The sequence below is a fragment of the Microcoleus sp. M2_D5 genome (assembly GCF_036701935.1).
In the GTDB taxonomy this organism is placed as follows: domain Bacteria; phylum Cyanobacteriota; class Cyanobacteriia; order Cyanobacteriales; family Microcoleaceae; genus Microcoleus.
Window position 1 is genome coordinate 1 of record NZ_JAUBRP010000041.1, and the last position, 21,364, is coordinate 21,364.

At 46.4% G+C, this 21,364-nt stretch carries 20 protein-coding genes; 9 read left to right on the forward strand and 11 right to left on the reverse strand.

Annotated features, from left to right (window positions below; all coding sequences use genetic code 11):
* Positions 1–295: 295 nt before the first annotated feature.
* Both QUA50_RS17760 and QUA50_RS17765 read left to right on the forward strand, forming a co-directional pair.
* Positions 296–2,872 carry a DHH family phosphoesterase gene (locus QUA50_RS17760; protein ID WP_333265266.1) on the forward strand — a complete coding sequence of 859 codons (2,577 nt, stop codon included), beginning with the start codon at positions 296–298 and terminating at the stop codon, positions 2,870–2,872.
* A gap of 483 nt (positions 2,873–3,355) precedes the next feature.
* Positions 3,356–5,641 (forward strand): serine/threonine phosphatase, encoded by a 2,286-nt coding sequence (locus QUA50_RS17765; protein ID WP_333265267.1) that lies wholly within the window; start codon positions 3,356–3,358, stop codon positions 5,639–5,641.
* Here the strand turns inward: QUA50_RS17765 and QUA50_RS17770 are convergent.
* Entirely contained in the window at positions 5,638–6,324 is a 687-nt protein-coding gene (locus QUA50_RS17770; RefSeq protein WP_333265268.1) for a PEP-CTERM sorting domain-containing protein, read from the reverse strand. The two genes, QUA50_RS17765 and QUA50_RS17770, sit on opposite strands and share 4 nt — an antisense overlap.
* Before the next feature lie 373 nt (positions 6,325–6,697).
* Here QUA50_RS17770 and QUA50_RS17775 point away from each other — a divergent pair, with 373 nt between their 5' ends.
* Complete coding sequence (locus tag QUA50_RS17775; protein ID WP_333265269.1) at positions 6,698–7,939, forward strand: protein kinase domain-containing protein; 1,242 nt, start codon at positions 6,698–6,700, stop codon at positions 7,937–7,939.
* A gap of 188 nt (positions 7,940–8,127) precedes the next feature.
* Here the strand turns inward: QUA50_RS17775 and QUA50_RS17780 are convergent, their stop codons facing one another.
* Positions 8,128–8,346, reverse strand: a complete 219-nt coding sequence (locus QUA50_RS17780) for a DUF4327 family protein (RefSeq protein WP_193973492.1) — start codon at positions 8,344–8,346, stop codon at positions 8,128–8,130.
* A 912-nt stretch (positions 8,347–9,258) separates the two neighbouring features.
* On the opposite strand from QUA50_RS17780, the gene QUA50_RS17785 reads away from it, so the two are divergent.
* Entirely contained in the window at positions 9,259–10,239 is a 981-nt protein-coding gene (locus QUA50_RS17785) for an aspartate carbamoyltransferase catalytic subunit (RefSeq protein WP_333265270.1), read from the forward strand.
* Between the two features lie 133 nt (positions 10,240–10,372).
* On the opposite strand, the gene QUA50_RS17790 is transcribed toward QUA50_RS17785, so the two are convergent.
* Positions 10,373–10,774, reverse strand: a complete 402-nt coding sequence (locus QUA50_RS17790; RefSeq protein ID WP_333265271.1) for an SH3 domain-containing protein — start codon at positions 10,772–10,774, stop codon at positions 10,373–10,375.
* Positions 10,775–11,136: 362 nt separating this feature from the next.
* Positions 11,137–11,271, reverse strand: coding sequence for a hypothetical protein (locus tag QUA50_RS17795; RefSeq protein WP_333265272.1), 135 nt, complete (start codon positions 11,269–11,271; stop codon positions 11,137–11,139).
* A 140-nt stretch (positions 11,272–11,411) separates the two neighbouring features.
* Between QUA50_RS17795 and QUA50_RS17800 the strand changes: the two genes are divergently transcribed.
* From QUA50_RS17800 to QUA50_RS17810, 3 genes are all read left to right on the forward strand, one after another.
* A complete protein-coding gene (locus QUA50_RS17800; protein ID WP_333265331.1) occupies positions 11,412–11,903 on the forward strand; it encodes a molybdenum cofactor biosynthesis protein MoaE in 492 nt (163 codons plus the stop codon).
* Between the two features lie 100 nt (positions 11,904–12,003).
* Positions 12,004–12,663, forward strand: coding sequence for a sigma-70 family RNA polymerase sigma factor (locus QUA50_RS17805; protein WP_333265333.1), 660 nt, complete (start codon positions 12,004–12,006; stop codon positions 12,661–12,663).
* A gap of 139 nt (positions 12,664–12,802) precedes the next feature.
* Positions 12,803–13,390 carry a zf-HC2 domain-containing protein gene (locus QUA50_RS17810; protein ID WP_333265273.1) on the forward strand — a complete coding sequence of 196 codons (588 nt, stop codon included), beginning with the start codon at positions 12,803–12,805 and terminating at the stop codon, positions 13,388–13,390.
* A 243-nt stretch (positions 13,391–13,633) separates the two neighbouring features.
* Here QUA50_RS17810 and QUA50_RS17815 read toward each other — a convergent pair whose 3' ends face one another.
* Positions 13,634–14,038 carry a gamma-glutamylcyclotransferase gene (locus QUA50_RS17815; protein ID WP_333265274.1) on the reverse strand — a complete coding sequence of 135 codons (405 nt, stop codon included), beginning with the start codon at positions 14,036–14,038 and terminating at the stop codon, positions 13,634–13,636.
* A gap of 121 nt (positions 14,039–14,159) precedes the next feature.
* Between QUA50_RS17815 and QUA50_RS17820 the strand changes: the two genes are divergently transcribed.
* Entirely contained in the window at positions 14,160–14,759 is a 600-nt protein-coding gene (locus QUA50_RS17820) for a glyoxalase-like domain protein (RefSeq protein ID WP_333265275.1), read from the forward strand.
* A 378-nt stretch (positions 14,760–15,137) separates the two neighbouring features.
* Here QUA50_RS17820 and QUA50_RS17825 read toward each other — a convergent pair whose 3' ends face one another.
* The 6 genes from QUA50_RS17825 to QUA50_RS17850 all read right to left on the reverse strand — a co-directional run bounded on the left by QUA50_RS17825 (position 15,138) and on the right by QUA50_RS17850 (position 20,521).
* Positions 15,138–16,415 (reverse strand): bifunctional sterol desaturase/short chain dehydrogenase, encoded by a 1,278-nt coding sequence (locus tag QUA50_RS17825; RefSeq protein ID WP_333265276.1) that lies wholly within the window; start codon positions 16,413–16,415, stop codon positions 15,138–15,140.
* A 74-nt stretch (positions 16,416–16,489) separates the two neighbouring features.
* Complete coding sequence (locus QUA50_RS17830; protein ID WP_333433661.1) at positions 16,490–16,756, reverse strand: hypothetical protein; 267 nt, start codon at positions 16,754–16,756, stop codon at positions 16,490–16,492.
* Positions 16,750–17,112 carry a hypothetical protein gene (locus QUA50_RS17835; protein ID WP_333265278.1) on the reverse strand — a complete coding sequence of 121 codons (363 nt, stop codon included), beginning with the start codon at positions 17,110–17,112 and terminating at the stop codon, positions 16,750–16,752. The genes QUA50_RS17830 and QUA50_RS17835 overlap by 7 nt, the downstream gene beginning before the upstream one ends.
* A gap of 155 nt (positions 17,113–17,267) precedes the next feature.
* Positions 17,268–18,209, reverse strand: coding sequence for a hypothetical protein (locus QUA50_RS17840; protein WP_333265279.1), 942 nt, complete (start codon positions 18,207–18,209; stop codon positions 17,268–17,270).
* 3 nt (positions 18,210–18,212) lie between these two features.
* Entirely contained in the window at positions 18,213–19,373 is a 1,161-nt protein-coding gene (locus tag QUA50_RS17845) for a DUF3696 domain-containing protein (protein ID WP_333265280.1), read from the reverse strand.
* Positions 19,370–20,521 carry a DUF262 domain-containing protein gene (locus tag QUA50_RS17850; protein ID WP_333265281.1) on the reverse strand — a complete coding sequence of 384 codons (1,152 nt, stop codon included), beginning with the start codon at positions 20,519–20,521 and terminating at the stop codon, positions 19,370–19,372. The genes QUA50_RS17845 and QUA50_RS17850 overlap by 4 nt, the downstream gene beginning before the upstream one ends.
* Before the next feature lie 131 nt (positions 20,522–20,652).
* On the opposite strand from QUA50_RS17850, the gene QUA50_RS17855 reads away from it, so the two are divergent.
* Positions 20,653–21,357, forward strand: coding sequence for a Uma2 family endonuclease (locus QUA50_RS17855; protein ID WP_333265282.1), 705 nt, complete (start codon positions 20,653–20,655; stop codon positions 21,355–21,357).
* Positions 21,358–21,364: the final 7 nt, after the last annotated feature.

Consider the following 21,364-nt stretch of genomic DNA (forward strand, 5'->3'; position numbering starts at 1 on the left):
GGTATTTTAAAATCCCAAAAGCCTTTCGACCCCAATTATGCGATCGCTACCCCTTGACAGCTCAAGACAGTATCTACAGGAATTAATGAAATAACTTATGACACAACTACTTTTACTCGTTAATAGGCTCTGCCTGGTAACGCAGATACGGAGGCTCTGCCTCCAATTTTCCGGCTCGTAAGCGAGGCAGAGCCTCTGGAAATGGGTTCCCAGGCATAGCCGGGGAACCAGTTACTGCCTTCATATGTGGTCACAATCTAAAATCTAAAATCTAAAATCTAAAATCTAAAATCGAATGACGCAACTACTTCAAAATTTGCCAACTCAACCCCTATCCCAACCCCCAGCTTGGCTGATCCAAGCTGTCAGGAACCACGCACCAGAACTCCCCGGAAACTATGCCGCCGCACTTCTCTGGTATAGAGGAATTCAAAACCCCGAACAAATACCCGGTTTCTTAAATCCCAAACTTTACCAACCAGCAAGTCCCTTTGAATTCGGACTAGAAATGAACTGGGCAATAGAAAGAATCCAGCAAGCACGCAACAGCGGCGAAAAAGTCGCAATTTGGGGAGATTTCGACGCCGACGGCATTACCTCAACCTCCGTACTTTGGGATGGACTGGGAGAATTTTTTGCTCAAAACGACCAATTAACTTATTACATTCCCAACCGCTTAACCGAATCTCACGGACTCAATATTCCAGGAATAGATGCCTTAGCAAAAGCGGGAATCAGCTTAATTATTACCTGCGATACCGGCAGTACAAACATCGCCGAAATCGAATATGCCACCAGCTTAAACATCGATACAATTGTCACCGACCATCATACATTACCAGACGATCGCCCGCCAGCTACAGCCATTATCAATCCCCGCTACTTTCCCCCAAACCACCAACTATTTAACCTTTCAGGAGTGGGAGTAGCTTACAAATTAATTGAAGCATTATATCACACATTACCGGATATTCCGCACCGCCCGATCGCAGATTTATTAGAATTAGTGGCGATCGGCTTAATTGCCGATTTAGTCCAACTCACAGGAGACTGCCGCTATCTAGCACAACTCGGAATCGAACAACTGCAAAAACAACTCACAAATCCCACCCGTCCAGGAGTTGCAAAATTGCTCGAACTGTGCAAAAGATCGGGCGATCGCCCAACCGACATTTCCTTCGGCCTCGGCCCCCGAATCAACGCCGTCAGCCGCATTCAGGGCGACGCCAGCTTCTGCGTAGAACTCCTCACCAGCCGCGACAAAAAACGCTGCGAAGAACTAGCAAATCTAACCGAAATTGCCAACTCCCGGCGCAAATCTTTACAAAAAGATGTTGCCAAAGATGCCGCCAACAAATTAGCCAAACTCGACCTTTCAACTACTAGCGTCATCGTCCTCAGCGACCCTCAATGGCCCGTAGGAGTATTAGGATTAGTAGCGGGACAAATCGCCCAAGAATACGGCCGCCCCGTGATTTTATTCAGCACAGAAGGAAGCGAAGAAATTAACGAAAATTCCCCTGAAACACAATTTATCGATTCCTTAAACCCAGAATTACCAACACTCCCCCAATCCAAAATTCCAAATCCAAAATCTAAAATAGCTAGGGGTTCAGCGCGTTCCGCCAATCAAATCGACCTTTACCAATTAGTCAAAGGCCAAGCGCATTTATTGGACAGATTTGGCGGTCATCCCTTCGCGGCAGGATTGAGTCTCCCTGTGGAAAATATCCCCCTATTTACCGATGCGGTAAATCAGCAACTGCGACAACAATACAGCACCGATAGTTTAACAGCCGCCCCCGTTCAAGCAGACCTAAAAATTACTGTATCCGAATTAGGCAAAGACTTATTTCAAGAACTAAAATTGCTCGAACCGTGCGGTATGGGCAATCCAGCACCCAAATTGCTGATTGAAAACTGCTGGTTTGAGAATCTCTGGAATCAAAAAATCAAGGATTTGAAAGGACAAAAAGTAGAATATATCAAAACAGAATTTACAATTAGGGATGAATCTAGCCCTACGGGATTTCCCGGCATTTGGTGGGGACACAATCAAAATGAAGTTCCCCAAGGCCGCTGCGATGTCACCGTTGAACTCGATTTTAATACTTACAAATCGCGGTATGAAGTGCGCCTCGTAGCAGTGCAAGAACGCACGGAAGAGGGCCAAATCAATTCGCCCGCTAAAATAGATTGGATCGTAGATTGGCGCAATAAAAATAATGATGGAGAGTTGTTAGCAGCCAGCACAAACTTAGAATCTTCAATGTCGATCGACAATCTAGTTTACAATTCCGAAAAGGTCGATCGCGAAAACTCGATCGTCCTCAAACAATGCCCCGCAAGCTGGGACGAACTGCGGATCTGGTTTCGGCAAGCACAGCACACTCAGAAAAAACTCGCGATCGCCTACACATTACCTCCACTCGTACCCCCACAGCAAATCTGCCAACAGCTAATCGGCATCGCAAAATACCTCAGCCGCACCAAAAAACCCGTCACCAGACAGCAACTGGGTCAAAAACTCGGCATCAGCGACACCTCCCTGCAACTGGGGTTCAAAACCCTAACATATCTCGGTTTCCAAATCAATTATCGCGATCGAGCTTTCCACATCACCAAACAACCCGAAACCGCACAGCAGCAATCCGCCCGCGATCAAATCCCGCAACGGTTATTAGATACCCAATCCCTTCAATTCTCAGTGCCAAATTCCCCCATCGCCGCCCGTTTTGCAGCGCAATTCCTAGCAGCAGTATCCGAAGAACAATTCCGGCGGAAATATTTCTGTGAAGTACCCCTTTCCACCATTGTGTCGATCGCCAGAGAAACCGTTTTCCAAGAAGATTCTACAGAAAATCCCTTCTAACTGAGATATTGCACTATTCTCAATTAGCCTTTTAGGAACAGGCTTTCCGGCCTGTTCCACAAGAAAATTCACTCTTTGTGGAACAGGCCGGAAAGCCTGTTGCTGACAATGGTGCAAGATATCAGTTCTAACTGAGATATTGCCCCATTATCAAGAACGGCCTCTCCGGCCCGTTCCACTCATCAGATAACTTTTGTTATGGGGTACGCACCCTGTTACCACAGATGGGGCTGGCTTTTTGGCCCCTAAAGGGAGAGAACTTTTTGTGTATCTGCCTTAAGAGGCCTATTCCTGACACGGAGGCAACATCTCAGTTCTAAGAAATATCTTACTTCTGAATTCATCCCGATAAAATAAGGCATAGGGCAATGGGAGTTATCCGTTGCGAGTCAGACCCAAAACTCATAACTCCTAACTCACAAGCCAAAACCCAAAACTCCCCACCGCTTTCACTCGATCGCCCATCTCCAATTTAAAACCCCTATGCTTCTCTGTCCCCGCTGCCAATTTGAAAATCCCAATCCAAACAAGTTTTGTCAACAATGCGGAAATTCCCTAATTTACAAACCTTGCCACGAATGCGGTGCCCAAGTCGCTTTTAGCGCCGCATTATGTCAGAATTGCGGCGTCGCAACAGGTCAAGTGTGGCGGGCCATTATCTGCGGTCGATCGAATTTTCCAGCAGTCGAACCAGACGAGTCAACCCTACCCCCAGCCGAGTTTCCCCAAACTACATCGCCCCAAAACTCTGGTGAACCAATCACAGACAGCATTCAAACAGAAATCACCACCCCAGCCGCATCCCCAACAGCAGTCGAACCAACATCTCCACAGCCTAGCGACGGCGAATTCAGCAGCCCAGAAATTGACCCTGTGGTAGCCGTAGGGGCGATCGCGCCAGCATCCTTTCAAACAACAGAAAAAAGCTCTACTACAGCACCAGAGCGCGAAATAACCCCATCTCAGGCGAATTTTACAACCGCACCACAGCCTAAACAAATTCAGGAAGCAACCGAGAACCCCGACAGCCCAAACATAGCTGACATCTCCCCCCAATCTCCCCAATTCCCCGTCCCCAATTCAGAATATTCAATCCCTTCCCAGCCAGCCGGAGCTTATTTAGACACTCAGCAGCGCTACCAACTCCTAGAAACCGTGCCGCCGAGAAAACGCTCAGACACAGTAGAAGTAACAGTATTAGACTGTCAGCCGCTAGAAATGTCACCCCTCAAAGCCATGCTAGCAGCCAACTCTGCCAGCGTCGCCAGACGAACATCCCCCTATACCGCCACAGCAATCAAAGGCGGAAAAAATTCAACTAATTCCGCCTTAGCAGAGCTCTGCCAAGGCATAGCTGAACCTTATCTGGCACTCCGGTGGCAATTCTCTCAAAACCTGCCAGTCATTCACGATAGCTGGTCAGACAACGAACAGGCAGTCCTGCTGCTAGAAGACTGCTCCCAATGGCCGCTGCTGGTAGAACGCTGGAGTCAACCCGAAACTTCCACCCAGCAAATTTTATACTGGCTGCACGAAATGACAGAACTGTGGGCTGCCCTAGAACCCTGGCGCTGTCGGCAAAGCTTGTTGGAACTGACTAATTTGCGAGTCAACCCCGACTCTTCCTTTTCCTTGGCTTCTTTGCGGCTGCAATACCTCTATCCCGAACCCGCCGGCTCCAACCTGCAACTGGTAGATTTGGGGCAACTGTGGCAGGTGATATTTAGCCAGTCCGATCGTCGCACTCAGTTTGGCGCATTGCTCGAACTGCTGCAACAAATGTACAGAGGCGAGATTAACACAATCGAAGAATTGCGATCGCGCCTAGAAACAGTTCCCCTCGAACTCCAACCCGCACCTTCACCAAGCTCAACCCCGACACGCAGGAATTACCGCAGCACCGACGAGTCGCCCCCCGACGTTGGCGAGGTCTTAACCCAGCCCATGCCACTCCAGATTTACAGCTTAGAAGACGCAGGCCTCACCGATGTCGGCCGCACGCGCGACCACAACGAAGACTTCTTCAGCATCTGGACTCAGCTCAACAAACTCGAAAGCTCCTTCGGTCGCATCTTTCAAACCAAAGGGCTTTACATTCTCTGCGACGGCATGGGCGGACACGACAGCGGAGAAGTAGCCAGCCAACTAGCGGCTGAAACCCTCAGAGAATTCTTTCAAACCCGTTGGGAAAATCAACTACCTCCGGCAGACACCATCCGCGAGGGAGTCCTGCTAGCCAACAAAGCCATCTTTGAAATCAATCAAAAGGACGGACGCTCCGGCAGCGCCCGCATGGGTACAACTCTAGTCGCAGTCTTAGTTCAAGACACCCAATTCGCCGTTGCCCACGTCGGCGACAGCCGCCTCTACCGACTGAGAAAAGGACAAACCCTAGAAAAAATCACCTCAGACCACGAAGTAGGGCAGCGCGAAATTAAGCGCGGGGTTGACCCGGAAACTGCTTATGCCCGTCCCGACGCCTATCAACTCACTCAAGCCATCGGCCCGCGAGACAGTAATTTTCTCAAGCCAGAGGTGCAGTTTTTAGACTTGTGCGAAGATACCTTATTAATTTTGGCCTCCGACGGCCTGACAGATAATGATTTGTTGGAAACTCACTGGGCCAGCACTCTCGAACCCCTGTTCAATCCCCAAGCCGATCTCGATCGGGGAGTTGCCGAGTTGATTGAACTGGGCAACCAACGCAACGGTCACGACAATATCACGGCAATTATCATTCGGGCCCAGGTAGGCGCATTTCGATTTTAGACTTTCGATGCTCCAAACTTTTTCTTGCCCGCCGCCAAGCCGGCGGCCCCCAGACTTAAACCTGCAATTGTTGCAGGTTCGGGAACAGCCTCTGAGTTTTCAGAGCAAGGCTTGACTTCCTCTGCTATTACATATCCGCTGTTGAGGTAGCTTCCGTTTGATTGGAAACCATTTTGCAGCCAGCTCATTCTAGATCCTGGCCCGTCGCTATTCCCAAATATGACCAGATTTGGAGGTGTTCGTATATTTCCAAATGCCCAATTTCCCCACAGATTCGGTTCTTCGTCGGAAGCGGAAAAGGAAAAACTTGCCATAACAACTTGTAATTGATTTCGGTCAAACGGTGCCCACAAGAAAGGTGAAAGCATTCTAGCCCTATCGCCAACTGTAGCTTGGGACAAGTTCCACGACAGCCCGAATATACTTACCGCAAAATCCTGTACTACAAACCATTTATCGCTGGCCTTAATTTCTAAAGGAGGTCTTCCCAACCTTGTTGACGGAAAAATAGCTTCATAAGGAGTCGATTCATCATAGCTGAAAGAGCCTACAGCTACAGGAGTGTCCGCGCCCTGAAAAAAAGTTAATTTCACTGATGCAGCCTCTGCCGATTTCACTGCGGTCGCCCCCAATCCCAAAATAGCAGCAGTAGCAACAGCCATTTTTGACAAGTTTTTAGTCATTGTTATTCCGTCCTTACTTTTGATAGGATTAATGCTTGGGTAAAAAGCTTTATCTATTTATCAGGAATAATACGGGAAATATTTTACAAACAATGAGAGATCGATTGCATCTTTATGCAATCTTTAATAAAGAATGTGCTTTAATAAAGATTTGATGAAGCTAAGGGCGGAAATTATAGTAATAATACCTGTTTCGCGAACGATTCAACAGATCGCTCTATAGTAAATTTACGGTTAAACGCTGCAAGAGAGCTCGTTATTAGTTTCTCGTTCGATAGCCAGCTATTACAGTTGGCGCTGGGCAAAAGAATTGCCCAGCCTGAAGCGGGGCAACTCCTGCTAGTTATTAGCAGATTAACCACATCAATCGCAAATGCTGCTGACTCTTTTAGATCCAGAAAAACAGACCCCCCTGCAACAGTGGAGTTTCGAGAGCGAATCCATTATTCGCATCGGCCGCTCTCCAGAAAATCACGTTGTGATCCCCAATGCTCTAGTGTCGCGGCAGCATCTGGAATTGCAAAGAGTTAATAACGGGAGATCCAGTCAGTGGTACTTAGTCAATTCGGGGACAAATGGCACTTTGGTTAACGGTATTCTCATGTCTCAGGGTTGGATATCCGACGGTGCCCTGATCCAGTTGGCGCGGGGCGGCCCAACTCTGCATTTCCAAGCTATTACTATTGAACTCGGCGGCAAAATTGAGGCGAGCTCCACCGTCAATCTTGTGGCACCGAGGTGTACCCACGCGGGAAACCCGCCGGGGAATTTATTCTGCATCCACTGCGGCGAACCGATTAAAGTCGATCGCACGGTGCGCCACTACCAAGTGCTGCGAACTTTGGGCCAAGGCGGTATGGGGACAACGACTTTAGCCTGGGATCGAGAGAAAGCGAAAGCTCAACAACCTGGAAGTTCCCCCGCAGCTTCTCTGGTAGTCCTCAAGGAAATGAATGCTGATATGGCTCAAATCGCCAAAGCTCAAGAACTGTTTGAACGTGAAGCTAAAACTCTCAAGGCCCTCCACCATCGGGGAATTCCTCAGTTTTTTGATTTTTTTGTGGAAGGGGGCAAAAAATACTTGGTGATGGAAATGCTCCACGGCGAGGATTTAGAAAAACGCATCTACAACCGCGGGCCTGTTGCTCCCCAACAAGCAATAGAGTGGACGATCCAAACCTGTGAGGTTTTGGACTACATTCACTCTCAAAAACCCCCGATCGTCCACCGGGATATTAAACCTGCTAATTTGCTGGTGCGCCACCGCGACAATTGCATTACAGTGCTGGATTTTGGCGCCGTTAAAGAAATCGGCACTCCTCCAGGGACTCGCATCGGGGTTGAAGGCTACACCGCACCGGAACAAGACCGGGGACAGCCTCTCCCTCAGTCGGATTTATATGCTATTGGGCCTACTTTGATTTTTTTGCTGACGGCCCAAAGCCCTCAAAACTTTTACGGTAAAATAGCTGGAGGTTACGGGTTTAAGCTCGAAAATATTCCGACGATCGCCCCCAAGCTGCGGGACACCATTTTGCGAACCACGGCAGCTAAGCCTGGGGATCGCTTTCAAACTGCTCAACAATTAGCTCGAGCTTTAGCAGCTTCCCTTTAATAGAAGTCAGAATTCATTAGTCATTAGTCAGAAGGAAAAAGTCTGCTGTTTTTCGTCATTCGTCACTAGCAAGATGGAAGAGGGAACAGGGAAAAGGGAAGAAGTTAGCAACGGAAAATTTATGAAAGACAATGCAAGCCGATCGCCTCTTCTTTTCTCGCACACACCGAAATCCTCCGTCTTTTCTGTTATTCTTCGTCCCAAGCTTCTACAGCTATCAACTCGCTCACGGGGTCTTGCATAGAAAAATCAAACTCTAGCAATTGCTGTTTCCAGTACGGCCATTCGTCGCCGTAAAGCAGAGCAATTTTCCAAATGCTGTCTGTCGGCTTGATAATGTCAGACGTGACGAGAGAATGCACCTGACGCTGGAACTTAACCATCGGCTGTATAACCTTCTGGCTCATAATACCTCTTGAATTGTTTAAATTTTGTGAATTACCACTTCCGATCTCACACTTTTTACCGCAGTTTCGCCAAGAACAGTCTCGCCAACATACGTGTAGATTTTTGTCGGGAAGCTACATATTCAACTTGTAGCTTAACAGAGTTCGTTTTGACAAGGGCCTATAAGCAGGACTGAAGAGTCAAGACCGACTTCAAAGAATTAATCATCTGTGAACAAACCAGGCGTTCAGCGGAGTACCGTTAGTACGCAGGCTTCGTATTTCCTTTTTTGCAAAGGCTTTTTATAGTGAGGTAGTTCCACCCCCACTTACTAATACAGTACCAGAGTATTTCCAGATTATCAATGGGTATACAGAAATAATTGTCGGTTTCGGTACCTACACCCGACGCTTCTGGAGATCACGATCGGTAATTTATTCGGGGTACTTCGCGCAGCGCTCAGATTAATCCCCTCTAAATATACGCCCGGAACTTCCCTGCTGGTAGTTAAAATGTCCCGCTATATGCTGTCGATCGACAGTAGAAGGTTTGCACCCTTGATTTTTTCCACCACATAGTGGTAGATGCAAGGGCTGCGTTCGGCTTGTTCTTGGCAAGGCTGAGTTTGCTTAGGAGAAACTGCAACTACTGCGTTTTGGCCGCTACAGCGTAATTTCCGCTTTCCTGCGGGTAAACCACACCTGTTTCACCTTCGACGCTGGGTTCGCTGTGAGAGAGGGGTCTGATCTACATAAACCGATTATAACTCTAGTGACCGCAAAAGCGGTCGAAAATTGTTGGATACTGTTGATCGCAATCCCTAAAATGTCGATCGAACATTCAAAGGCTACAGCAGAGCGGGCGTACAAGCAAGTTCCAAACCCATCGTCCGTCCTGATCGAGTCAATCTAAAATCTAAAATCTAAAATTGTATGACTTGGACAAGGCGACACATTCTCACTCTGGCTGATTTTACCTCGGACGAATACGATACGGTGCTGCAAACAGCAGCCAGTTTTCGGGAGGTGCTCGGCCGCCGCACGAAGAAAGTGCCGGCCCTGCAGGGTCAAGTGGTCGCGAATTTGTTTTTTGAACCTTCTACCCGGACTCGCAATAGTTTTGAGTTGGCGGCGAAGCGGCTGTCAGCGGATACGCTGAATTTTACCCCCGGCAGTTCTTCTCTGACGAAGGGGGAGACTATTCTGGATACGGCTAAGACTTATCTGGCGATGGGAACGGATTTGATGGTGATCCGGCACGAACAAGCTGGAGTTCCCAGTACGATTGCTTCGGAAATGGATCGCTTGGGTTCGAGAGTCAGCGTTCTCAATGCTGGAGACGGCCAGCACGAACATCCGTCGCAAGGTTTGCTCGACTTATTTACTATTTGTTCTCTGTTAGATACCGAACGTCCGCGGCTGGAACTTTTAGCGGGTAAAAAAATTGCTGTGGTGGGCGATATTTTGCATTCGCGGGTGGCTAGGTCTAATATTTGGAGTCTCACGGCTTCTGGGGCAGAGGTTCATTTGGCCGGGCCGCCGACTTTGCTACCGCTGTTGTTTGCTGAGTGTGGCGATGGTAGGGAAGGCAAGTTATTTTTGCACTGGCAGCTTGAACCTGCTTTGGCCGATGCTGATTTTGTGATGACTTTGCGGCTGCAAAAGGAACGGATGAGCGACCATTTGCTACCGAGTTTACGAGAGTACCATTCTTTGTACGGGATTACGCGCGATCGGCTAAAACTCTGCAAGCCGGATGTAAAGGTCTTGCACCCGGGCCCGGTTAACCGCGGCGTGGAAATTAGTTCGGATTTGATGGACGATGACCAGTTTAGCCTGATTTCTCAGCAAGTTACCAGTGGCGTGGCGGTGCGGATGGCATTACTTTATCTGATCGGCGGCGGTAAAGTTTAGGCTGTTAGTTGTGAGTCATGAATTTCGGATATTCGATTATTTTCAGCATCGCCTCTTTACAATAATCGTTACCCGGTCATACTGGGTAACGATTAAAACTCTTTCAAGAAATGTCAAGTCCTCTAGTTAAGAGTTAGGAAAGCCAGGACGCAGATACCCAGCCGCCACCTTTGACTTGTGCCCAGCCGTTTTTGTAACGACCGGTTAATTTTACGTGGTCTCCATAATGTAACTTGCCGATTACATGAGAACAGCTAGTGGGGCGGTTGCGGATATTCAGTCTGCCGCCATTTGTGACAACTTTGGCGTAGTTGTGATGACCGTGATGGGCGCGATGGCCACAGCGTTTGTAGCAACCTGCGGCCTGGGCTTCGCCACCGACACTCAGAACAGATAAAGCTACTGCCATACCTGCAACGCCTATCCATGCAGAATTAGGAATTTTCAAGCCCAGTTGGTCTAACGACTTGACTTGGAGTTCGGACTCTGGAGATTCATAAGCAACAAAAGAGTGGCTCAATGCTAGTGCTTCCATAGTTTCCTCGTGATTGTTGTTAACCTTTATTGGTGCAGACTCAGGTCAAAACCTCAATTAACAGCCCTAATTATTAACTTATGTTTCATAAAAGCTACAAAAGGGCGTTAAGGTCTTGCTTTTGCCGAGTATTGGCTAAGGTTCCTGAACCCTGCACAGGTATATCATGTCATTGATGTAGCTTTCCGGAACAAAAAAATAAATAAAGTTTACATCGACTGCTAAAAATTTTGCAGGCGCGGATCTGAACTCCGGGCTAAATTAAACTTAACTGTGTCATTCAAAAAGGAAGGAAGTTATCGATTGGGGTGGGAAATTGCTTGTACTGAGTTGCGAATGACACTACTTATTTTGGTGCTGATTTATTGAATTGCTACAGGAAGATCGGCAGTTAATTCGATCGAACAAGCATCCGGCTTGTCTTCAAGCACGCTCTTAATTTGCTTCGGGCCAGTTATAGTGTAGGCGATCGCACTCGTAGAAAAGTTGGGGGTCATGGCGTCGGGATCTTACCCGTGCTACGAGATTCGTCTTAAAGATTAGCCTCCCCGTTTGCCGGACAAGGATGCAAGACAAATCCATCGAGACTTGATGTGTGTCAAGATCAATTAAGATATCCAGCACCACTTCTTTCGCAATGAAATCCTTGGCTGCACTTTCGATCGGCACAATTCCTCAACGCCATGAATCAGACAGCTTCGCCATTACCATAGCGCCGTTGTCTGTAGAGGAAATATACGCTTTGGCAGATGACCCCGCCAACGGAGCCGTGGTAATAATGAGCGGTACAGTCCGCAACCAAACTGACGGTCAAGCTGTAGTTTCCCTAGAATATCAAGCCTACGAACCGATGGCAGTGCGAGTATTCCAGCAAATTGCTACTGAAATCCGCCGCCAGTGGGTCGATGTCAATCGGGTCGCTATTCACCACCGCGTCGGACACTTGCAGGTGGGCGAAATCAGCGTACTGGTGGCTGTTGGCTGTCCCCACCGTGGCGAGGCATTTGCAGCTTGCCAGTACGCCATAGATACGCTCAAACACAATGTACCGATTTGGAAAAAGGAACATTGGGCTGACGGTTCTAGCAGTTGGGTTAGTATTGGAGCGTGCGAGCTTGTCGGGCATTAGTCAATCGATTTAAGATTTGAGATTTGAGATTGAAGAGGGGAACTTGTTACGCTCTCCTAACGTCAAAAAGTCTGGAATGTTCGATGAGCCAATTCCACCGATGAGCGACTTTATTTCCGTGTCCTGGTCTGCGGTTGTGGCGACCGTTCAAAGAGTGCAATTGCCAGCCGAAAAACTCTCTAATTATGACTTGGTGTTGCGGTGTCAGGAAGGAAATCGACCTGAGACCGCTGCCTTTTCAGAACTGTTGAAGCGGTATCAGTCCCACGTAGACAGGGTTCTCTATCACTTGGCCCCTGACTGGCAAGACCGAGCAGACTTGGCTCAGGAAGTGTGGATTCGGGTCTACCGCAATATTAACCGCTTGCAAGAGCCTGTTAAATTTCGCGGCTGGCTGAGCCGCATCGCCACTAATCTGTTTTACGATGAGTTGCGGAAGCGCAAACGGGTGCGAACTCCGCTGTCGCTCGACGTACCCCGTACTCTGGAAGATGGCGAGGTTGATTGGGAAATTCCGGCCGACAGTCCGGGGCCTGATGAAGATTTGACGACGAGAGAATTTTACGACCAGTTGCGGGTGGCGATCGCAGATTTGCCGGAAGTATTCCGCACTACCATTGTTTTGAGAGAAATAGAAGGTTTAGCCTATGAGGAAATAGCCGAAATGACCGGAGTTTCTCTGGGAACTGTCAAGTCGAGAATTGCTAGAGCTCGCCAAAGATTGCAGTTGGAATTGCAAAAATATCTTGATGGTAATTAGCAAGAGTAATTTCAGAGGCGGGTCAAGAAGATTTGATGAAGTTTGCTGTGACATCAAAACTTCTATTTTAAAATATAAATAAGCAGTAAATCATTCTAATAGCGAGTGCGTGATTCCCCAATTAGAGCAAGTGTGAAATATGAAGGGTAACTTTGAATCCGATAAAAATCAGAATCAGCAAGGCGTCGGGGATTCACTCGCCCAAAATCAAGTTAACAACAATTATGCCCAGGGCAATGTAACTACTATGATGCGCGATCGCTTTGAATTGCTGAGTGCCTACCTCGACGGTGAAGTGACGGCGACAGAACGTCGGCAAGTTGAGGAGTGGCTGAAAAATGACCCCACTACGAAACGTTTGTACTCGCGACTGCTGATGATGCAGCAGAGTTTTCAAGCAATGCCAGTGCCTGCAGCGGAACAATCGGCCGAGGAGTTGGCGACGAAGGTTTTGCAGCGGGTGAAACGCAAGCCGAAACAAACTTGGATTTTGGGTGGAGGTGCGATCGCAGCTTTGTTGGTTGCGGTGGTGTCTGGTGTCGGTGGCGGCCGCCAATTGTTTGCTCCTCAGTTTGCTCGATCGCCCGTTCCTGCTGAATCTGACGGTTTGATGATGGCTTTAAACGAGCCTCTGGTGGAGATGGTTAATCCCAACGATTTGATGCTTGGGGTGAATGCACCGATCGTTGATATTCCCAAAGTTGGCGTAGCAACCCCTCAAAAGTAATTGCCAAAGGCACAGTAAGGTTTCTGTTTTGAGCAATAACGGAAGTCGCTAAGCTCCCTAAAAAAGGGGGCTTTTTGCCATTTTTTACTTTTAAAGGTGGATATATCCTTTGACATTTTCCTGGCTTTGAATGACGTATTGTGGGGCGATCGCATCTTAATATCCGAGTAGGTAGCGAGTGGAATTAGAGCTGCCGAATCGCACGGCAATGGCAATTTCCTAAGCTCATCGGCATTAACCACCTTATTTGGTGAAAAACCGATTTTCCCACGTGCCGTGGGGCAGCCAGATGCCTCCTAGAGAACGAACGCGATCGGGTAGCATGAAGTATGCCCAAGCCGTGCCTAAAGGTTTGAGGTGCCGATCGAAGATTTCGATTTCCTGTCGCTGATATTCGTTTTGTGTCGGTTCCCGCAGCGGATGATAGTCTTCCAATCGGTCTAAATCGTCCAAAATAGCCGAATTTGCGAAACAGAGGAGAAAACCGCAGACTGTGCCATCTCCGGCCATCATCGCAGGATAGCCGATCGGCAGCGCAAAAAGTTGACCGCGGGCGATCGCGGGATAAGCATTCACAACTTTTCCTTCGCAGTAGCGGAGGTAGTTGCACTCCCCCGGTTTAAGAGTGCCGTAGACAAAGACTTTCATCGGGTAGGGCCTAACCGCTAGTTTTTGCTAACATAGATTGTATTTGCTAATAGTTTAAGTCTCGCGGGCGATCGCGACTGCAATCTTGATAAATTTCGTTGTTTACCCTTTCTTATAATTCATGACTCTAGCAGTTAGTTTTATTGCTTTTGGACTTCGGCCTTTGTACTTGAGCTCTTTTTTGCCCTCCCTGCCGCTTGACAGCTTGTTTTCGACTCAAGGGATTATGGTGATGTTGCTTGCCGCCTATGCGGGGGCGATGTGGATGTTTCTCACCAGTGCTCCGAAGGTACACACGGTGATGGTATCGGATCTCGGACAAGCGAGGGAGTTCTATGAAGGTATGCTAAACCTGCCCGTAGCAGAAGTGCCGCTGCACTACTACTACAATTACGAGCAAACTTTGGGGACAACAGGTATCGATCCGCTGTATTTGTCGCCGAATGTCGGGAGGGCAACGAGCTCTCAAACAATGGGGAATCCCGAGGGTTTGTGGTATCAGTTAATGAAAAATACCCAACTGCACATTATTAGCGGGGCCGGTGTAGGGGAAAAAAATCGCCCGCGTCACGTTTGTTTCGATCGCGATTGTTTGGATCAGCTATTGATGAGGGTACAAACTCGCGGCATTAGTTATAAAATTCGCCGGGAAAAGCCGCTGAACTTTTTGGTCAAGGATTACGACGGCCGCGTGATTGAAATGGCTGAGGTTAGTAATTAGATAAGACTCGGCGGTTAAAACTGAGATGTTGCACCATTCTCAATAAGCTTTGTATGAACAGGCTTTCCGGCCCGTTCCACAATAAAATTCACTCTTTGTGGAACAGGCCGAAAAGCCTGTTGCTGAGAATGGTGCAAGATTTGAGTTAAAACCCATCCTACACAAACTTCGGTCACAGCAGAGAGCGACTAAAGAATAAAAGGGGTATTAAAGCCGAATTTGGTATTACATCCCAAGTTAGGATCGCGAATTAAATAACTTATAATTTTAATTGTTATTGTGGGATGGGCGGGACGCCCGTCCCACAAACTTGTGAAAGTTATTTAATTCTCATTCCTTAGAAACCCGGTTTATCTAAAAAACCGGGTTTCTCGTTTGTTAATTAATCTTAGATTCAACGCTAGATTTTTCCGATGTCGGCACTGCTTTAATCTCTGAAATCGCTTTCCGGCTGAAAATTTGGAAGTAAAGAGAAACAAAAAACTCTTTGACGGGAAAAATGATAAAAGTCAAAGGATTAATTGTCACGATGATATTGCGAACATCAGCTTTAGCTTGTTTGACAATTTGCTGCGCTACCCAGTCGGGAGACATAATGCCGATCGGGTTTAAGTTGCTTTTAAACGGCCCTAAAATCAGTTTGCGAACGATGCAGGGCGCGTCCAGCCGGCGCAGGGTGACTAAATCTCCCAGGGCGCGTTTGCTGAGTTCGTACAGGGGACTGACAGCGGGAATTACTTCTGCTTCTGAAGTGTTGATCCAGACTTCTTTGCAAGCGATGTTTTCGTTAGTGCGGACTGTTAAGAAAAAGAGTTCCATCAGCCGCCACGCGGAAAAAGTGTTAATTTCGTATGAGTTGGCGATCGCCTCTCCCGTTCTTTCTCGCTGTACGTTAATCCCGTGATTGATGACGAGAATATCGACTTTTTCTAAAAATAGGGCTAAGTCTGCCTCTTGGCCAGCTTGCCAAGTTACGGTTTTTACAGGCAAATTTTCGCCGTCTAAATTCAAAGTAATTTCCTCATTTCCAGAGGAGATGGCGATAACTTTTGCACCCGCTTTGTGCAGGTGTTTGAGTAGCAAACGCCCTAAAGTTCCCGATGCACCGGTGACGGCTACAGTTTTGCCTTTGAGAGAAAGTGCTGTACCCATAAGTTTATCTATTAAGGTGAAAGTACCGCAATAGTAAGCATTTTGATTGTCGAAGTGATGCCGCCAGTGATAAGGTTTATTAACTAACCACTTGCCGGGGGGAGTCAGGAAGTCTCCCGGTTGGTGGGTGATGTCGGTTAATTCGTCTGCGCCTTTGATGCCACACGCGCGGGCGATCGCGCTCAACAAAAAGCCTAAAGTATAAATACAACCTGCTGCTGCGCCCCAGTGATATTCCGGCAGCCAAAAATAAGCTACAACCCACAGCAACAAGCCCAAAACCATCATCGCCGCAGCTTCGGGCACGTCGTGACGCCAGTGTGCTTGCTTGTAAATTGTCTCGCTGACGGGGGTCAAATTCGGGCGGAAAACGCGGTGATGCCAAGTGTGCAGCTTTTGCAGGGGGGACCAATAATGGGACGCGACGTGATAAAAGTCTCGTATTATTTCTGCCCAGCAGACAGAAGCTATTGCCACAGCGCCGACTATAGAGTAATTTACCATGCTCGCACCAGGAGAGAAATTTGAGATATTAGATATTGTCTGCTTTGAAAGATAACTCAAAATGGCTTTTATTGCTAGTCTGGCAGTTGACTCAGACGTTTTAAAATCTGCAAAACGCGGTACAATTCATTGCCGGGATTGGAAATAACAAATTCAGCCGATCGCGCATACTGGGGAGTTTCGCCTCTAACTAACTTGACAAAAGAGAAGTTAGCACCTGTGGAAATCATCCCAAAAGTAGGATTTTCTGGGTTGGAATCTGCCAGCATATATCTCAGGAGTTGGGCGAGTGCTTCGTCAGTTGAAAACGAAAGTTGTTTGGATTCTATTACTGTCACCACAAGTTTGCTTTCATAATTAGGATATCTATTTTGCCTTCGATGATTCTGCCTTCGTCTTCCTCTTGAATGGCTATGGACTTTTCGGCTTTGACTTGAAAAGGAGACTCAAAGAGACCCGCAATAAACAAAATGGGGCTGATGATTGTTAGCTTGACTGCGTTTTCCAATACAGGCGGGTTGTCTACGAAGTTGAAGTATATCTCTTGGACGCGATCGAGCAATTGTTTTTCTGAGTCTGTTACTTCGGGTAAGTTTTCTTGCCATTCTCGGAAAAATTCGCTATTGCGAACTCGCTGCAAGCCGAAGTTGTCGATTAGATAGCGGAGGTTTATATGTCTTGATATAAATTTTTGCATTATGATTAATAAAGGGTTTTATGTTATTAATAAGTTTAGCATAATTGGAATTTTTAACCGCCGATGAACGCAGATAAACGCAGATTAAATTTCGCGTAAGTTGATTTTACTGAGATGTCTGTTCATGGGGATTTGCGAGTACAATTCGCTATAAATTATTTTATTTTGGGGCCAATATACCCAATGATTATCTTTCCTGGCCCTAATTCTGTGCAGAAATGGAGTCGCCAAGCTCCCGGTGTCATGCGGACGTGCAAACTGAAAATACGGTTTTTCCCGTCAAGACACTCAATATTTAGTTGCTCTTTAAACTCCTTAAGCCTTGACTCGCTCTCTGGAGATACCTTGCTAGGAAGATTATCCAAATCCAGCGCTCCGTCTGTCCAATTTTTGGATAATTCATCAAGCTCAAATAACTTTCTGACAACTTGTCGTAACATTTTCGGCTCGACCAGGCTTTCTATCTGTTGGCGGATGCGATCGCAAAATTCCAGGCTGGAGAATAACTCAGTTCGACGGTTCCAAAGCTCCAAACCGTCAACCACCGCTGTTTGCTGACGTTTCTTAATCCAATCAGCGTGTTCGAGAACGTGGTTTTTCTGACTAGCATGAAGAACCTCTACACTTTCTACTATTAGCTCTCCATTCTCATCAATTTGTATCAAATCTAAGTTGATGCGACTAGCATTCCACAGCAATTCTGAATGCAGACTAATGACTAATGTTTCAAGGTAGTAAGCAACTTTAAAGCTTTCGGATTGAATACCCTGTAAACTCAACTCACAACCAGGGTCTTCAACTTTTATTTGAATCTCTATATCTGGAATATCAACGGATAAAGGAGTTTTAGTTGCCAGCGTTTTCAGAAAAGTCCGCTCGTCTTTATTAACTTCAGGATCGTTACGCCAAAGAGAAAGAGGATAGCTTTCAGCAAGAATCATAGCATGAAAATCCGCTTGAATGCGAATTCCCTTCAGCCCACAGCCTTTAGCTGCAACCATTGTCCTAATCAATTCTGACATCCATTGTCGTGCCGTAGAAATATCAGGAGCAAGAGTTCGTGCAGACAGTTCATTAAACACCATCTCCAAATCCATCGCTTATTCTCCTTCCACCGCAGGTTCCAACAAAATCTCCAAGCTGTTGTCCCACTCATCAAAAAAACCCTCCGGCCATCGATCAATTCGTCCGTTGCGATCGATTTTTGGCGATATTACCTCAGTCACAGCTTGTCTTTCTTTTTCTTTATTGTCACGGTGGAAGTAATGCAACCGAACGTCCTTCGGGTCAATTTTGCCCCCGTGAACCGCAAGGCGAATCCCGTTTAAAACATGATCGCTGTGAGTTTCTATCACAACTTGAACGCCACCGCTAGCCGCCAAAGCTAATAATTGACCCATTTTAACTTGTCCTTTCGGATGGAGATGCGCTTCAGGATTTTCAATTAAAATGATTGTACCAGGTGTTGATGCAAGTGCCGCTACAATAATCGGTAAAGTATAACTAATTCCAAATCCAACATTAGTTGCGCGGTAAGGATTGCTATCTCCATAGGAATATTGAAAGCTCATCATATCGACATCTGATTTGGCATCAATTTTGAGGCGCGTACCCGGACTCACTTCTCCCATCCACGCCTCAACTTGGTCGATTAAATCCATTGATTTTGCAGTAGATTGCTCTTCGTTTCTTAGAGTCTTTGATTTTACCTCTCGATGACTGAGACTGCTATTCGGAATAACTTTCCGTCCATTAATAGCCAGAAAATGAGCCGCATATTCACCTTTTATACCCAATTGACCGAGCTGTCGTACTTGGTAATCTGACATTTCATTAAATGGCCGGGGCCCGATCCGTTCTGCCTGAAGGTAATGAAAATTGTTGCTAAAAAGATTCGATTTATACACTTCCGAAGTAACTGGTTCCGAAACAATGTTCAACACATCTACCTCTTGGTCATATTTGAAACGCCATAGCCCTTCGCTGTTGTTTTCCCAAACAATGTCAAAACTAATTAAGTCCTCCTTTGCTCCCTCAAAAAGTGCGTCTCTAGCAGTACCCACATTCACGAAATCGCCATTAAGCGCCAACCCTTTTTCTGGCAGTAAACCCTGTTGGTAAGATTGGCGCAGCAACAGGAGCGATTGCATAACAGAAGATTTACCAGTGCTGTTTAAGCCGGAAAATAACGTGAGCTTTTTAAATTCCAATAACTGATTTGCAAAAGGTTTAAAATTTAGCAATTGCAGCGAAGTAATCATGCCAGAACCTCCTGAATTATTTTTTCAATTATCTTAAATCTGTACTCAATTTTTTCCGCTGCCTGAGAGATAGAAGTCAGAAACTCTCGATCCTCATCTACATAATTTCTAAATTTTTCAATCAATTGCTCCTTGTGTTGCTTCAATATATCAAGTTGCTCGTCGCTAAGTAAACTGAGATTAACAGACCAGACTTCAAACAATGCTTTATTAATTGGAAACTTTTTTTTCTGCTTTTGAGAGATTTTACGGAAAGCATTTATTTCAAATATTTCCCATGCTGCGACCATAGCCTTTTTGAAATTATTTTCAATTGCTCCTAATTCTGACTCGGACATATTATTAATTTTGGATAATGCTTTAGTCAAAAACAAATCTCTTGTTTCAGATTGATAATTTTTATAAGATGTAAGCATAAAGGCTACACAACCGAGTATAAATTCCCGATCTTCCATCCGCATTTTCCGCGAATCACTAAGATTAGTAACTTGATCGAATTCATTAGATATAGCAAGTTTAGCTAAGAACTTTGTTGCCTTACCAGGGTTGAGAGCATGGCGAATTTCTTGAGGAGACATCGGCAGTCCACCTGTATTAATCCGTTTAAAAATGTTATATTTAACTTCGGGAGGCGTACCTTTTTCAATCAAATAAACTGTCACTTGAGTCTCCTCTATTCGACGCTGGTATCTGCGCCCGATTTCATCATAATTTTTGCCTTCTAAATTGAGCAAGTATTCTAGTCCACATAAATTTAGTTTTTTATCGCTCATAAATTGCTTGAGAGCAGATAGCCGCTGTAATCCATCCACGACTAACCATTTATCTTCATTAGTGGCATCTATATAAAAAGCGGGTAATGGAATCCGAATCAGGATCGACTCAATTAGTCTGCTTTTCGCGTCATCTTTCCAGATGTTTGCATGGCGCTGAAAGTCCGGTGCTAAATCGAGAGCTTCCTCATTGATTCTTCTTAGGAGTTGCTCGATGGTTGGTTCTTTGGTGAAAATATTAATTTTGTCAGGGTTATATATCAGTTTGTCTTTTTCATATGGTTCATCACCGTTATCTTCTTCTTGACTCACATTTAAGTCATCAATTGAATCTTGGTTGGATACTTGCCGATCTGGTTTGGGCTGACTTACCATAGGGAATACTCCTTTGTGTTAACTTTTATTCAGGATTTTTTAAGTAAAATTTGATCTTACTATTGTAGCAAATGAGATCCTAAAATTAGATAAAATTCAAGATACCGACGCATAAAAACACGAGAAAAGCCATGATTGCTCCCGCAAATCTCAGTCGCATCAGCATCCCTCCTTTGGAAAATGGCGATTTGCTTACCCGTGCCGAATTCGAGCGACGCTATACAGCCATGCCGGGACTCAAAAAAGCAGAATTGATCGAAGGAATTGTTTATATGGCTTCACCTTTACGCTTTGAACCTCACGCCGAGCCCCATGCTCGCCTGATGACTTGTCTTGGCTTCTATGCTGCTTTTACCAAACATACTCGGCTCGGCGATAACCCCACCGTGCGTCTCGACGTGGATAACGAACCTCAACCGGATGCTGTATTGCTGATTGATGCCCGACATGGCGGTGCAACTAGCCTCAGTGATGACGGCTACATCGTAGGCGCGCCCGAATTTGTTGCCGAAATTGCTGCTAGTACCGCTACGATCGATCTGCGGGACAAAAAGCGAGTTTACCGCCGCAGCATGGTGAGAGAATATCTCGTCTGGCAAGTAATCGATCGCCGGATCGATTGGTTTTCCTTGCAGGAAGAAGAATATATTTCTCTGCTCCCCGATGCAGAAGGAATTATCCGCAGCCGAGTTTTTCCGGGGTTGTGGCTGGCTGTTTCAGCACTCTTAGACGGGGATATGACAAGTGCGATCGCAACTCTTCAAACGGGATTGAACAGTGCCACGCACCAAGAGTTTGTCCAACAGTTAGCTGCTTTCCCAAATCCCGTTTTGTAGAGACGCT

Coding starts and splice junctions, on each gene's coding strand:
- QUA50_RS17805 (WP_333265333.1), top strand. CDS start 12,004: ATGAGCGACTTTATTTCCGTGTCCTGGTCTGCGGTTGTGGCGACCGTT.
- QUA50_RS17800 (WP_333265331.1), top strand. CDS start 11,412: ATGAAATCCTTGGCTGCACTTTCGATCGGCACAATTCCTCAACGCCAT.
- QUA50_RS17825 (WP_333265276.1), bottom strand. CDS start 16,415: ATGGTAAATTACTCTATAGTCGGCGCTGTGGCAATAGCTTCTGTCTGC.
- QUA50_RS17770 (WP_333265268.1), bottom strand. CDS start 6,324: ATGACTAAAAACTTGTCAAAAATGGCTGTTGCTACTGCTGCTATTTTG.
- QUA50_RS17855 (WP_333265282.1), top strand. CDS start 20,653: ATGATTGCTCCCGCAAATCTCAGTCGCATCAGCATCCCTCCTTTGGAA.
- QUA50_RS17840 (WP_333265279.1), bottom strand. CDS start 18,209: ATGGATTTGGAGATGGTGTTTAATGAACTGTCTGCACGAACTCTTGCT.
- QUA50_RS17785 (WP_333265270.1), top strand. CDS start 9,259: ATGACTTGGACAAGGCGACACATTCTCACTCTGGCTGATTTTACCTCG.
- QUA50_RS17815 (WP_333265274.1), bottom strand. CDS start 14,038: ATGAAAGTCTTTGTCTACGGCACTCTTAAACCGGGGGAGTGCAACTAC.
- QUA50_RS17780 (WP_193973492.1), bottom strand. CDS start 8,346: ATGAGCCAGAAGGTTATACAGCCGATGGTTAAGTTCCAGCGTCAGGTG.
- QUA50_RS17775 (WP_333265269.1), top strand. CDS start 6,698: ATGCTGCTGACTCTTTTAGATCCAGAAAAACAGACCCCCCTGCAACAG.
- QUA50_RS17810 (WP_333265273.1), top strand. CDS start 12,803: ATGAAGGGTAACTTTGAATCCGATAAAAATCAGAATCAGCAAGGCGTC.
- QUA50_RS17765 (WP_333265267.1), top strand. CDS start 3,356: ATGCTTCTCTGTCCCCGCTGCCAATTTGAAAATCCCAATCCAAACAAG.
- QUA50_RS17795 (WP_333265272.1), bottom strand. CDS start 11,271: ATGACCCCCAACTTTTCTACGAGTGCGATCGCCTACACTATAACTGGC.
- QUA50_RS17845 (WP_333265280.1), bottom strand. CDS start 19,373: ATGATTACTTCGCTGCAATTGCTAAATTTTAAACCTTTTGCAAATCAG.
- QUA50_RS17790 (WP_333265271.1), bottom strand. CDS start 10,774: ATGGAAGCACTAGCATTGAGCCACTCTTTTGTTGCTTATGAATCTCCA.
- QUA50_RS17835 (WP_333265278.1), bottom strand. CDS start 17,112: ATGCAAAAATTTATATCAAGACATATAAACCTCCGCTATCTAATCGAC.
- QUA50_RS17820 (WP_333265275.1), top strand. CDS start 14,160: ATGACTCTAGCAGTTAGTTTTATTGCTTTTGGACTTCGGCCTTTGTAC.
- QUA50_RS17850 (WP_333265281.1), bottom strand. CDS start 20,521: ATGGTAAGTCAGCCCAAACCAGATCGGCAAGTATCCAACCAAGATTCA.
- QUA50_RS17760 (WP_333265266.1), top strand. CDS start 296: ATGACGCAACTACTTCAAAATTTGCCAACTCAACCCCTATCCCAACCC.